The sequence below is a fragment of the Novosphingobium sp. BL-A-41-Hi4A-0G genome, from assembly GCF_055521735.1.
Genome location: NZ_CM145501.1, coordinates 2,866,679 through 2,878,345, shown reverse-complemented (window position 1 = coordinate 2,878,345; position 11,667 = coordinate 2,866,679). Strand labels below are relative to the sequence as shown.

Genomic DNA, 11,667 nt, shown 5'->3' with positions numbered 1-11,667 from the left:
TATTGCTGCCTTGATTCTGGCAGCAGCGTTGCATTGCCCGCGTACACCAATATTGTCACCAGCGCATGAACCAAACTGACTATACGGGCGCAGAGCCTGAAACCAAAGGTGCAGCAGCGGCTTCACCCATTCCCACCATCCGCGCCGGCTGGATCTTTGCCGCGCTTGTCGGTGGACTGGGCCTTGGCCTTGCGCTGGCCTTTTTCCAGCCTGCGCTGCTCGATCCGGTCCTGCTGGTGGCGCAGCCGATCGGCACGCTCTGGCTGAACGCCCTGCGCGCCACGATCGTGCCGCTGGTGGTCTCGCTGCTGTTCACCGGCATTGCGCAGACAGTCGCTGCGGCAAGGGCTGGAGCATTGGCGCGGCGTGCGCTGCTGTTCTTCTTCACGATCCTTGCCAGCGGCAGCGCGATGGCGGCGCTGCTGGTGCCGGCCATCCTGTCGGTGTTTCCGATGCCGCGCGCCGCGGCCGAAGCGCTGCGATCCAGCGTCGCGCAGATTCATGACAAGGCAACGGTTCCCGGCTTTGGCGCGTTCCTGCAATCACTGGTGCCGACCAACGTGCTGCAATCGGCAGCGGCGGATCAGATCCTTCCGGTTATCCTGTTCACCGCCGTGTTCGGCCTTGCCGCCACCCGGATTGCCGATGCGCAGCGGCGCTCGCTTGCCACGTTCTTCGAGGCCGTGGCCAACGCGATGCTGGTGGTGATCGGCTGGGTCCTGCTGGCAGCGCCCATCGGCGTGTTCTGCCTGAGCCTTGCGGTGGCCGCGCAAAGCGGCACTTCGGCGATCGGCGCGCTTGCGCATTATGTGTTGGTGGTGACGTCGGCGGGCACCGTGATCTTCCTTGCCGCCTATGGCGTTGCCGTGTTCGGCGCGCGCAAGGGGCTGGGCGAGTTTGCGCGGGCGGTGCTTCCGGCGCAGGCGCTGGCTCTGTCGACGCAATCCTCACTGGCGACGCTTCCGGCGATGCTCACCGTTTGCCGCCGCCTTGGCGTGCGGGACCAGACTTCGGACCTTGTCATGCCGTTGGCGGTCGCGCTGTTCCGCGCCACGGGTCCTGCGATGAACTTCGCGGTTGCAATCTACGTGGCGCACTGGTTCGGCATTCCGGTCACGCCGTCGATGCTGCTGGCGGGCTTCGTGGTGGCGACGCTGACCACGCTTGGCGCGGTGAGCCTGCCCGGCGCAATCAGCTTCGTGACCTCGATCGGCCCGATCTCCATTGCGATGGGTCTGCCGGTGGAACCTTTGGCGATTCTGGTGGCGGTCGAGGTTCTGCCGGATCTGATGCGCACGCTCGGCAACGTGACCATGGACGTTGCGGTGACCGCTGCCGTGGATCGCGCGCACGGCGAAGACGCGCGCTGATTGCAACTGCAACTCCATAAAAATCAACGGGAAATCCGGCAACCAATCCGGCCCCTTGGCGTTGGTCTGCGACGCAGATCTCTACCTGAGGACGTTGATACCCATGGCAATTTCCCTTCCCCCGCTGCCCTATGCCGATACCGCACTCGAGCCATCCATCTCGGCGACGACGCTGCAGACCCATCACGGCAAGCATCACAAGGCCTATGTCGACAAGACCAATGCCGCCATCGACGGCGGTGATCTTGCCGAGGCCAGCCTCGAACAGATCATCAAAGCGGCGCAGGCCAAGGGCGACAAGGGCCTGTTCAACAATGCCGCGCAGAGCTGGAACCATGCGTTCTACTGGAACAGCCTGACGCCTGAATCAGCCGAGCCGACTGGTGAACTTGCCGAGGCGATCGACGGTGCGTTCGGTTCGCTCGACCGCCTGAGCGAGGAACTGGCGTCACAGGGCGCGGCGCACTTTGCCTCGGGCTGGGTGTGGCTGGTCGAGCGCGATGGCAAACTGTCGGTCGAGCAGACACACGACGCGGCGACTTTCGCCACGGGTGATGCGAAGCCGCTGCTGGTGATCGACCTGTGGGAGCACGCCTATTACCTCGATCACAAGAACCTGCGCCCCGAATATCTCAAGGCGGTGATCGACAAGCACCTGAACTGGAGCTTTGCCGCCGAGAACCTCGGCCGCGATGGAACCTGGACTTATCCGGGCTGAGTCGAAGCCTCTTCAGTCGGCCCGTCCTCGTCCATGCCGGACAGGCGGGCCGGTTCGAACAAGGCTTCGCCAAACAGGAAGCCAACAAGGTTCGGGCGACCGATATGGTCGAGCAGGGCGGAGATCGTCAGCAGGATCGGCACCGATAGCAGCGCGCCGAGCACGCCCCAGATCCACGAGAAGTAGCTGATCGAAAGCAGGATCGCGACGGGATTGACGGTGAAGCGCGCGCCGAGAATCGAGGGCGTGACGACGTTCGATTCGACTGCGTGCAGCCCGAGGAAGGCGAGCATCGGGATCAGGCCGACCGCCACGCTCGACGCCGTGCCCAGCCCGACGAGCCCGAGCAGGCCCATCATCACCAGCGGCCCGAGATAGGGCAGGAAGTTCAGCACGAAGGCAAGGCCGCCCCACATGACAGGCGCGCTCATCCCGAAGCCCCATGCGCCGAGCGATACCAGCACGCCGACGCCGAAGTTCACTTGCGCAACCGTCAGGATGTAGCTCGCGACGCGCTCCTGCACGTCGCGCAGCACTCGGGCGAGCTTGACCGAGGCGTTGAACGAGTGTCGGTCAAGCAGGATGCGGCGCTTCATGCGGATGCGCGATTCGATCATGAAAAACGTCATTAGCAGGGTCAGCAGCGTTTCGAGGATCACGCTGGGCGTGGCGAAGGCGACCTGCTCGATCACCGAAGGGCTGGCCACGACGACTTCGCGCGCGGTGTGCCCGGTGATCCTGGCAAGCTGGCGGTTGACGTCGGCGATCCATGAAAGGTTGCCACGCAACTCGGCAAAGCGTCGTGCCACCTGCCGCGCCAGCGCAGGCACCTGATCGACCATCACGAACGCCGGTTGCAGGATCAGCAGCAGCGCCAGCAGCACCACCGCGACCAGCGCGAGGATCGCGATCAGCGAGGCGAGCATGTTCGGCAGGCCGAGGCGGGTCAGCCGGTCTGCCAAAGGCGAAAGTACGATGGTGAAGATCATCGCAGTCACCGGCGGCAGAAACACCACCGAGCCGATCGACAGGACGAAAGGCAGCGACAGGAACAGGCCGAGGCCAAGCAGCAGCACGATGGCCGACTGCAACCGCGCGCGCTGGTCTGTCGATTCAGGCGGATCGGCGGGCAGGCTTGGCAGATCGGGCATCGACTGGTGATTCAACGGCGTGCGCCTGGCTGGAGTTGCCCTTCTCCATTCACCCATGTCCCGCGCCGATCAAGGGGTCGGCATGGGACAAGCGACGTTTTGTGCGGGAACTGTGGCATGTACGATCCTTTCGCAAGATCGCCTGCCTGCGTCAGTGCTGGCCGCCTGCCTGCACTGTTTCTTCGAGCTCGGTCATGATGGCCGAGTGCGCAACCGCGTCCTTGGTGCTGCGGCGCGGGATCTGGCCGCTCTCGATCATCTGCGAAAGTGCGGCGCGGGCGCGGCCGACGCGGCTCTTGATCGTGCCCACGGCGCAACCGCAGATCTGCGCGGCTTCCTCGTAGCTGAAGCCACCAGCGCCAACCAGCAGGAGGGCTTCGCGGCGCTCGGGCGGCAGGGTCAGCAGGGCGCGGTGCATGTCCGAGAGGTGCATCGGGCCTTCCTGCGCGGCAGGCGCCACGAGGATGCGCTCGGCCACGGTTTCGTCGTAGTCCGCACGGAAGCGATTGCGGCGCATGTCGGTGAGGTAGGCGTTGCGCAGGATCACGAAAGTCCAGGCGCGCATCGACGTGCCGGGCTCGAACCGCTCCTGCGCGGCCCAGGCCTTCAGCAGGGTTTCCTGAACGAGATCATCGGCGAGATCGGGGCGGCCGCACAGGCCGCGGGCAAAAGCGCGCAAGTGAGGGATGACGCCCGTCAGCTCGCGCTTGAAGGTTGCGGGATCGGCTGCAGGGCGAGGGGACTTGTCCTCTGGCGCATGTGCCGCCGTGGGCTCGGGATCAGCCATTGGACGGATCGTCCAGCTTGTCGAGCAGTTGCGAAAAGCTGTCCGGGAGAGGCTCGTCCAGCACGGAATCATAGAGGCGCTTGAGCCCGTCTGCCCATTCCGGCGGGCGGGGCTTGCCGCCCTTCCGTCGTTGTTGACCGGGATTCATCGGTTTTTCTTTCGACATTCGCTCTGACAACGCCTCCCCCTCCAGGGAAAAATCCAAAAACGACCGCAAGGGCGCGGCAGATGCGTACCTGATACGGCACCGGTCCCGCCACCTGGAAGAGCCTGCGGAGCAGCCTTCCTCACGAGGCGGAAAATGCAATCGGTGCGTGGTTTCGTTGTGGAACGATATTGTCCGCCGTCGGTTCCCGAGATGTCGTCCGGCAATGGCTGTTTCGCACATGCGGAGCATTTTCCGCCGGATACAGGTTGCAACAGTAGGAGCGGGTTCGTTCGGGCCTGGCGTTCCGGGCTTGGCTGCGAGGGAAAGGAATACTGGGACGCGATGGAGAAGCTTCTTGCCCAGAAGAAGCTCGTCCCGCGCTGGTACGAGCGTTTCCCCCGTGGGGTGCCGGTCAGCATCTTCGGGCTGACCATGGCGGTAACACTGCTCAGCGTCTTCGCGATCGAGACTGCCGAGGACCGCAGGCAGGCGGCGCTTACGGCACAGACCGCACAGGCCGTCGCCTCGGGTCTTGAGTGTAGATTTCCGCTGAGAAGTGACCCGGTATTTCCATCGAGAATTGACCCGGGTGATGGTATGTCCCGCAGAGCGGGTTTTGGGTCAAGCTGGTGATTTTTCCTTTCGTGGTTTTGGTGAGGCAGAGCTGGCCCTGAACCGGAAGCTGTCATTGCCAGTTTCGATGATGTGGCAATGATGGGTTAGCCGATCCAGCAGGGCTGTGGTCATCTTGGCATCGCTGAATACCTCGGCCCATTCGCTGAAGCTGAGGTTAGTGGTGATCACGACGCTGGTGCGTTCGTACAATTTGCTGAGCAGGTGGAACAGCAAAGCTCCGCCTGATGGGCTGAACGGCAGATAGCCCAGTTCATCAAGGATGATGAGATCGAGCTTGAGCAGACGTTCGGCAATCTGCCCCGCCTTGTTGGCTGCTTTTTCCTGTTCGAGCGCATTGACCAGATCGACCGTGGCAAAGAAGCGCACTTTTCTGCGGTGATGTTCGACGGCTTGAACTCCCAGCGCAGTGGCGATGTGCGATTTGCCGGTTCCGGGCCCGCCAATCAGTACTACGTTGTCAGCGCCGTCGATGAACTCGCCACCATGGAGTTGCCGAACCAGGGCCTCGTTGGCCTCGCTGGATGCGAAGTCGAACCCGGCCAGGTCTTTGTAAGCTGGGAACCGGGCGGCCTTGATCTGATAAGCAATCGAGCGGACCTCACGTTCGGCCATCTCGGCTTTGAGCAACTGGGAGACCATCGGCACTGCGGCACTGAAGGCTGGGGCGCCTTGCTCGATAAGGTCCCCCACTGCTTGGGCCATGCCATACAACTTCAGCGCCTTGAGCATGACGACAACGGCGGCACTGGCGGGGTCATGACGCATGACGCAGCCCTCCCTCACGCAGGGCATCATAACGTCCGACATTGGCCAACGGCTCTTGCGCAAGGCGCAAAGCCTGCGGTGCGTCAATCGGCGCTGCCGGTGGAGCCTTACCATCGATCAGGCGGTGCAGGATATTGAGGACGTGGGTCTTGGTGGCGACGCCCGCATCCAGCGCCAGTTCGACAGCGCAAAGCACTGCCTGTTCGTCATGTTGCAGCACCAACGCCAATATCTCCGCCATCTCCTTGTCTCCGCCGGGACGACGTAGGAGCTGGCTTTGCAGCTGCTTGAAGGCCTCTGGGAGCTGCAAGAATGGCGCGCCATTGCGCAGTGCTCCCGGCTTGCGCTGGACTACTGCCAGATAATGCCGCCAGTCATAAATTGTCCGCCCGCCAGTGTGGTGGGATCGGTCAATGATTCTGGCATGTTCGCAAAGGATCTGCCCCTCGGCCGCCACCACGATCCGCTCGGGGTAGATCCTGATGCTGACCGGGCGGTTGGCAAAGGATGCCGGGACGCTGTACCGATTGCGTTCAAAGCTGATGAGGCAGATCGGGGACACCCGCTTGGTGTGTTCGACAAAACCATCGAAGGTCCGCCCCAGCGGCATCAGACTACCAACCTCAGCGGCGTGTACATCGGCTACGGTGCCGGGCAAGTTGCCATGTTGGATCTCACCCCATTGCGCGATGCATTGTTCCTCGAGCCAGGCATTGAGCGCATGGATATCCGGGAAGCTCGGCAACTTCTGCCACAGCCGCCGCCGTGCATCTTGCACGTTCTTCTCGACTTGGCCCTTCTCCCACCCCGAGGCCGGATTGCAGAATGCAGGCTCGAACAAGTAGTGGCTGGCCATTGCGGTGAAGCGCGCGTTGACCTGTCGGGCTTTGCCCTTGCCGATCTTATCGACCGCAGTTCGCATGTTATCGAAGATCCCGCGCTGCGGCACACCACCCAGCACGCGGAATGCCTGCGTCAGTGCATCAAACAGCATCTCATGCGTCTGTAACGGATAGGCCCGCACGATGAACGCCTTGCTGTGTGATAGTTTGGTATGGGCCGCCTGCAGCTTGACACGCTCGCCACCAAGAATTGCCCAATCTTCGCTCCAGTCGAACTGGAACGCCTCACCTGGCTGGAAAACCAAAGGCACGTATGTTCCGCGGCCACTGGCCTGCTGTGCCAAGAGACGGCCTGCCTTCCAATCCCGCACATAGGCAGCGACACGATTATAGGACCCTTCGTAGCCCAATACGGCCAGATCAGCATGCATCTGCTTCGCCGTGCGCTTCTGCTTGCGCGATTTGCCAGCCTCGATTTGTAACCAACCCGTCAGCTTCTCAGCAAACGGGTCCAGCTTGCTCGACCGGTCAGGTACCTTGAACTGCGGCACCACCGTATCCGCGCGCAGATACTTGCGGATCGTGTTGCGCGACAAACCGGTGCGCCGCTCAATCTCACGAAGCGGGATCTTATCACGAAGGCGCCACCGGCGAATTACACTCAATAAATCCATGTCGATCACTCCCGATACCCCTGACTGGTCAGCCAGGGGCGGGTTCAAACATGGGTCAATTCTCAATGGAAATTTATGCCCTTACCGGGTCACTTCTCAGCGGAAATCTACATCTTGAGCGTCGGTCAAACGCGAACGCTGCCTACCTGCGGTCGAGCGCCGCTCTCTTCGCCACGCAGCAGATGGTCGAGGCGCCGCTGTTCCGGACCTTCATCCGCCAGCTCCATCTCGACGGACGCTATGTCGGCTCGGACGGCATCGGCTGGGCGATGAAGGTGCGGCGCGAGGACATTCCGACCGTCGAGGCGATCATGCGGCAAGGCGGCATTACGGACTTTGCAGTCAGGCCGGTGCCGTCTGAAGATCGGCCTTTCGTGGTCCCAGTCATGTTCATCGAACCGGACACGGCACGCAATCGCCGCGCTACCGGGTTCGACATGTTCTCCGAGCCGGTCCGCCGTGCCGCCATGAAATCGGCAGAGCGGTCGGGACAGCCCACAGCGACGGGCCGGGTGGTGTTGCAGCAGGAAGGACAGTCTGCTGATGCGGCGGGTTTCCTCGTGTACATGCCGGTCTTCGCGATTGAATCGACGGGCAGCGACCATACTTTGCGTGGCTACGTCTATTCGCCGTTCAATGCCCAGCGGTTCCTCGAATCCTCCATCGACGTGAGCCACCTCGGCGGTGCCGGCGTGCGGCTTTACGACGAGGACGCGGGCGGTCCACGGCTGATGGCCGAGATTGCCACGGCCAACGGATCGGGCAAACAGGTCCGACGGGCCATCGACATTGCCGATCACCGTTTCATGCTGGAGATCGAGGCACAGGCAACGCCGATGCTGTCGATGATGTCGGTCATGTCGCTGCTTTTCGGCCTGCTCGTGGCGACGCTGCTGCTGGTGCTTGCCCGGCTCCTGACCCAGCAGGCCGTCGAGGACCGGATTGCGCTGGCCTGGTTCGAGCAGCAGTCCTCGATCCGCAATTCCCTGACCCGCGAACTAAACCACCGGGTGAAAAACACGCTGGCCAACGTGCTGTCGATCGTCTCGTTGACCCGACGACGCGCAACGAATCTCGCCGAGTTCGCCGACAGTCTGGAGAATCGCATCCGCGCACTGTCTGCCACGCATGACCTGCTCACCCAGTCAGACTGGGGCACCACGCCGGTCATGCTGGTGGTGAAGGCCGAACTCGCGCCTTATGCGCAGGATACCCAGCGCCACCTCGACATCGACGGCCCGGAAGTCGAGCTGGCTCCGAATGACGCGCTGTCGCTGGGGCTCGCGATTCACGAACTGGCCACCAATGCTGCCAAGTACGGTGCGCTGAGTGTGGAGGGCGGCCGCGTCTCGATCCGCTGGGAAATGGCGGGCGAAAACCTTGCGCGGATCGAATGGGTGGAACGCGGAGGCCCGGTCATCGATCCGGACCTGCAGCGCAAGCGCGGTTTCGGCACCGAACTGATCGAGAAGATCGTTGCGCACGAGTTGCGCAATCCTGTCGATCTCAGCTTCGAGCCCGAAGGCGTGCGCTGCACGCTGCTGATCCCGGTCCGCCGCCGCGGCGACTTCTCCATACGCGAAAGGCGCAGCTGACGCCGCGCCTTTGCATGGAACAATCGCGATATCCGTTCAGAGCGGTCGGCTTGAACCGAAGAACAATGCCTGACTGATCGCGGTCCGCACGGTCTGCTCCTGGAACGGCTTGGTGATCAGGTAGGTCGGCTCGGGGCGATCACCGGTGAGCAGGCGTTCCGGATAGGCGGTGATGAAGATGACCGGCACCGATCCGATGCGCAGGATATCGTCCACCGCATCTAGGCCCGAGCTGCCATCGGCAAGCTGGATGTCGGCCAGAACCAGGCCCGGCTGCTCGCGCTGCACGATCTCGAGAGCCTGCGTACGCGTGGCGGCCATGCCGCAGACGTCGTGGCCGAGCGAGCGGACGAGGTCTTCGAGCTGCATCGAGATCAGCGGCTCGTCTTCGATGATGAGGACCGAGGTTGCCGATTCGCGATCGATTTCGGCAATGGCATCCTGCACCAGCAGTTCCACGTCCGAAGGATCGCGGCCCATGATGTATGCGGCTTCTTCAATGCTGAAGTCTTCCAGCGTGGTCAGCAGCAGGGCCTGGCGATTGGCGGGCGTCATCGACGCGAGGCGCTCCTGCGCGGCGGCCTCGTGCTGGCCGAGCGTCGATGCCGAGCGGTCTGCGATGTCGACATAGGCGGTGGACCAGACGCGGTTGAACGCATGGTAGAGCTGCGGACGGCCTTCGCCGATCGTTGCGCGCAACTCGTCGTCGGCCAGTGCTGCCTCAAGCGTCGCGCGCACGAAGGAGTCACCGGCATTCTGGCTTCCCGTCAGCGCACGGGCATAACGGCGAAGATAAGGAAGTTGATTGGCAACCTTGGCACCCAGAGACATTCGTACCCCTTCCCGGACAGTATCGTGCGTTCCAACGCGTGACATCGTCATCCGGTTCCCGGACGGGAACAAGAGCAAACTCTCGAGGCCTCAAGGGGCGACGTATCTGTTTTCATGCCGCCCTTCAAAGACGCAACGGCCCAATCGGCAAGAAGGTCCGGGGAAGTCGGCTTGCGGAACTGCACGGCAAAGCGATGGCTGTCGGGCACGGCGCCGGAATCGAGGCCTGACGTGATCGCCACGGTGCATCCTGCATCGCGCAACTGGCATGCCAGATCGAGAGAGAGCCCGTCCGGCAGCTGAAGGTCGAGCAGGGCGAGGTCGGGTGCATTGCGCTCGACCATCTGCTCTGCCGCCGCCAGCGTCGCCGCAACGATCACTTGCAACCCGCGCTCGTTCAGCGCGTCCTCGATGGCCATTGCTACGAGAACGCTGTCCTCCACCACCAGCACAACGCGCTGGCCGCAGGCGTCATCGGCATTCGTTCCCGTTTCTTCGTTCATGGACGGGTGCTTAGGGCACATTCCGGGAACCAACCCTGTCATTTGACATAGCAGCACTGACAGACCTGGTGTTGTGAGCATGGAGACGGAATGGGCAGGGACGACAATGACGGCAGTCCGCAGTTGGGGACGGCACTCGCGCAGAGCGTGCTGGAAGAGCGGCAGGACCACGCGGGCAACGGGCGCCTCGTGGTGAACGGCGGCCAGCCATGTCGCACGTGCCCGCTTGCCGATTGCGAGGGGCTGCGCCAGCCGCCGCCCGACGTGCGCGACTGGATCGCCTCGTTCCGCCATGGCGACATGCGCTTTGCCCGGGGCGAGCAGGTCTATGCCCAGGCCACGCGCCCGCGGTTCCTCTATACCGTGCTGTCCGGCGTGCTGATGCGCTCGCGCCTGCTCGAGGATGGCCGCCGCCAGATCATCAACTTCATGTTTCCGGGCGATTTCATCGGATTGCAGGGGGCACTCGATGCCGAAATGGGCCATGCGGTCGAAGCGATGACCGATGTCACCTTGTGCACTTTCGTGCGCGAGCGGTTCTTCGATCTCGTCGCTCAGCAGCCGCGCCTGTCGTTCGACCTGACCTGGCTGGCCGCGCACGAGGAAGCGGCGCTTGAGGAACATCTGGTTTCGCTCGGCCAGCGCAATGCCCGCGAACGGATGGCGGCGCTGGCCGTATTTCTGGTCCAGCGAGGGATCGATACCGGCATGGCGCCTGACGGCGTGCTGACCCTGACGGTCACGCAGGGACAGATCGCCGACATGCTCGGCCTGTCGCTGGTCCATACCAATCGGACGATGCAGGCGCTCCGCCGCTTCGGGCTGGTGGACTGGACGCTGAGCGCGATCCGGATCCCCGACATTGCCGCCGCACGCGCCTTCGCCAAGATCGATGGCAGCGTTTTTTCTTCGCGGCCTTATATCTAGATATTGATTTTATTGAATTAAAAAATTTTCGCAGTCAGGGAACCTGCCTCGGGGACGCTCGTTTATCTATTGTCACCGCCGAGACCCCCCCTCCCGTCCAAGCGGCTGGTGATACGATCCCGAAAGGTCCCCGATGGAAACGTCGGGGACCTTTTTTCGGTAAGATCGGCCCCGGTCGTGTCACATGGCACGGCCGGGGTTTCTGATTTGGGGTGGCTATTGCCCCGAGAGCGCGTGGCGAATGCGGCCGAACAGGCCCGCAGGCCGCTCCTTCTCGATCAGCCCGATCAGCGCTTCGGTCCGGAAGGGCTTTGCCAGGACATGGCCGAGTCCGGCAGCCGAAGCCGGGATGGACGACGGAGTCGCGGTGGTGAACACGATCAGCGGAGGGCTTTGCGCCAGCTGGATGGCAAGTTCGGCCAGCGCCCAGCCATCGTCACGATCCGCAAGGTGGACATCGAGCACGAGCAGGCTCGGCGCCGCCAGTTCCAGCTGGATCATCGCCTCGGCAACGCTGGCGCACGTCACCACGGGTTCCGCGCCGGCCTCGGCCAGCGCTTCGGCGATGTCCATGGCAACCAGCGCGTCATCCTCGACGACGAGGGCATGACCCAGCGCGCGAAAGGGCTTGCGCTTGTTTGCGCTGCTGCGGTCTTGTCGCGTGGTTGGCACCGTTGACCTGTTCCCGTGAATGGCCATGACCAGCCGTTCATCCGAACG

Annotated in this window: 13 protein-coding genes; 5 read left to right on the top strand and 8 right to left on the bottom strand. The window is 63.0% G+C overall.

Annotated elements, in window-relative coordinates:
• The first annotated feature begins 65 nt into the window (after positions 1–65).
• Positions 66–1,370 (top strand): dicarboxylate/amino acid:cation symporter, encoded by a 1,305-nt coding sequence (locus tag ACZ1JX_RS13890; protein ID WP_465124108.1) that lies wholly within the window; start codon positions 66–68, stop codon positions 1,368–1,370.
• A 103-nt stretch (positions 1,371–1,473) separates the two neighbouring features.
• On the top strand, positions 1,474–2,088 hold the full coding sequence (locus ACZ1JX_RS13885; RefSeq protein ID WP_465124107.1) for a superoxide dismutase: 615 nt from the start codon (positions 1,474–1,476) through the stop codon (positions 2,086–2,088).
• On the opposite strand, the gene ACZ1JX_RS13880 is transcribed toward ACZ1JX_RS13885, so the two are convergent.
• The 3 genes from ACZ1JX_RS13880 to ACZ1JX_RS13870 form a co-directional block, all read right to left on the bottom strand.
• Positions 2,076–3,239 (bottom strand): AI-2E family transporter, encoded by a 1,164-nt coding sequence (locus ACZ1JX_RS13880; protein WP_465124106.1) that lies wholly within the window; start codon positions 3,237–3,239, stop codon positions 2,076–2,078. The genes ACZ1JX_RS13885 and ACZ1JX_RS13880 overlap by 13 nt on opposite strands.
• Positions 3,240–3,390: 151 nt before the next feature.
• Complete coding sequence (locus ACZ1JX_RS13875) at positions 3,391–4,026, bottom strand: sigma-70 family RNA polymerase sigma factor (protein WP_465124105.1); 636 nt, start codon at positions 4,024–4,026, stop codon at positions 3,391–3,393.
• Positions 4,019–4,174: a NepR family anti-sigma factor gene (locus ACZ1JX_RS13870; protein ID WP_465124104.1), complete on the bottom strand. Its 156-nt coding sequence runs from the start codon at positions 4,172–4,174 to the stop codon at positions 4,019–4,021. The genes ACZ1JX_RS13875 and ACZ1JX_RS13870 overlap by 8 nt, the downstream gene beginning before the upstream one ends.
• A gap of 342 nt (positions 4,175–4,516) precedes the next feature.
• Between ACZ1JX_RS13870 and ACZ1JX_RS13865 the strand changes: the two genes are divergently transcribed.
• Positions 4,517–4,807 (top strand): hypothetical protein, encoded by a 291-nt coding sequence (locus tag ACZ1JX_RS13865; RefSeq protein WP_465124103.1) that lies wholly within the window; start codon positions 4,517–4,519, stop codon positions 4,805–4,807.
• Here the strand turns inward: ACZ1JX_RS13865 and istB are convergent.
• A complete protein-coding gene (istB, locus tag ACZ1JX_RS13860; RefSeq protein WP_086740912.1) occupies positions 4,796–5,575 on the bottom strand; it encodes an IS21-like element helper ATPase IstB in 780 nt (259 codons plus the stop codon). The genes ACZ1JX_RS13865 and istB overlap by 12 nt on opposite strands.
• Positions 5,565–7,091, bottom strand: a complete 1,527-nt coding sequence (gene istA / locus ACZ1JX_RS13855) for an IS21 family transposase (RefSeq protein WP_277788710.1) — start codon at positions 7,089–7,091, stop codon at positions 5,565–5,567. Before istA ends, istB begins: the two co-directional genes overlap by 11 nt.
• A 50-nt stretch (positions 7,092–7,141) precedes the next feature.
• On the opposite strand from istA, the gene ACZ1JX_RS13850 reads away from it, so the two are divergent.
• Positions 7,142–8,686, top strand: coding sequence for a CHASE domain-containing protein (locus tag ACZ1JX_RS13850; protein ID WP_465124102.1), 1,545 nt, complete (start codon positions 7,142–7,144; stop codon positions 8,684–8,686).
• A 36-nt stretch (positions 8,687–8,722) separates the two neighbouring features.
• Here the strand turns inward: ACZ1JX_RS13850 and ACZ1JX_RS13845 are convergent, their stop codons facing one another.
• Both ACZ1JX_RS13845 and ACZ1JX_RS13840 read right to left on the bottom strand, forming a co-directional pair.
• The gene (locus ACZ1JX_RS13845) at positions 8,723–9,517 is read right to left on the bottom strand and encodes a response regulator (RefSeq protein WP_465124101.1); all 795 of its coding nucleotides are present in this window, start codon (positions 9,515–9,517) and stop codon (positions 8,723–8,725) included.
• A 47-nt stretch (positions 9,518–9,564) separates the two neighbouring features.
• Complete coding sequence (locus tag ACZ1JX_RS13840; protein ID WP_465124100.1) at positions 9,565–10,020, bottom strand: response regulator; 456 nt, start codon at positions 10,018–10,020, stop codon at positions 9,565–9,567.
• Between the two features lie 90 nt (positions 10,021–10,110).
• Between ACZ1JX_RS13840 and ACZ1JX_RS13835 the strand changes: the two genes are divergently transcribed.
• Complete coding sequence (locus ACZ1JX_RS13835) at positions 10,111–10,947, top strand: Crp/Fnr family transcriptional regulator (RefSeq protein ID WP_465124099.1); 837 nt, start codon at positions 10,111–10,113, stop codon at positions 10,945–10,947.
• Positions 10,948–11,163: 216 nt separating this feature from the next.
• Here the strand turns inward: ACZ1JX_RS13835 and ACZ1JX_RS13830 are convergent, their stop codons facing one another.
• Positions 11,164–11,619 (bottom strand): response regulator, encoded by a 456-nt coding sequence (locus ACZ1JX_RS13830; protein ID WP_465124098.1) that lies wholly within the window; start codon positions 11,617–11,619, stop codon positions 11,164–11,166.
• Positions 11,620–11,667 lie beyond the last annotated feature (48 nt).

What these genes read in the sequence shown, in the direction of transcription:
- istA (WP_277788710.1), bottom strand. Translation starts at nt 7,091, where the DNA reads ATGGATTTATTGAGTGTAATTCGCCGGTGGCGCCTTCGTGATAAGATC.
- ACZ1JX_RS13885 (WP_465124107.1), top strand. Translation starts at nt 1,474, where the DNA reads ATGGCAATTTCCCTTCCCCCGCTGCCCTATGCCGATACCGCACTCGAG.
- ACZ1JX_RS13870 (WP_465124104.1), bottom strand. Translation starts at nt 4,174, where the DNA reads ATGAATCCCGGTCAACAACGACGGAAGGGCGGCAAGCCCCGCCCGCCG.
- ACZ1JX_RS13840 (WP_465124100.1), bottom strand. Translation starts at nt 10,020, where the DNA reads ATGAACGAAGAAACGGGAACGAATGCCGATGACGCCTGCGGCCAGCGC.
- ACZ1JX_RS13850 (WP_465124102.1), top strand. Translation starts at nt 7,142, where the DNA reads ATGGGTCAATTCTCAATGGAAATTTATGCCCTTACCGGGTCACTTCTC.
- ACZ1JX_RS13875 (WP_465124105.1), bottom strand. Translation starts at nt 4,026, where the DNA reads ATGGCTGATCCCGAGCCCACGGCGGCACATGCGCCAGAGGACAAGTCC.
- istB (WP_086740912.1), bottom strand. Translation starts at nt 5,575, where the DNA reads ATGCGTCATGACCCCGCCAGTGCCGCCGTTGTCGTCATGCTCAAGGCG.
- ACZ1JX_RS13890 (WP_465124108.1), top strand. Translation starts at nt 66, where the DNA reads ATGAACCAAACTGACTATACGGGCGCAGAGCCTGAAACCAAAGGTGCA.
- ACZ1JX_RS13880 (WP_465124106.1), bottom strand. Translation starts at nt 3,239, where the DNA reads ATGCCCGATCTGCCAAGCCTGCCCGCCGATCCGCCTGAATCGACAGAC.
- ACZ1JX_RS13835 (WP_465124099.1), top strand. Translation starts at nt 10,111, where the DNA reads ATGGGCAGGGACGACAATGACGGCAGTCCGCAGTTGGGGACGGCACTC.
- ACZ1JX_RS13845 (WP_465124101.1), bottom strand. Translation starts at nt 9,517, where the DNA reads ATGTCTCTGGGTGCCAAGGTTGCCAATCAACTTCCTTATCTTCGCCGT.
- ACZ1JX_RS13865 (WP_465124103.1), top strand. Translation starts at nt 4,517, where the DNA reads ATGGAGAAGCTTCTTGCCCAGAAGAAGCTCGTCCCGCGCTGGTACGAG.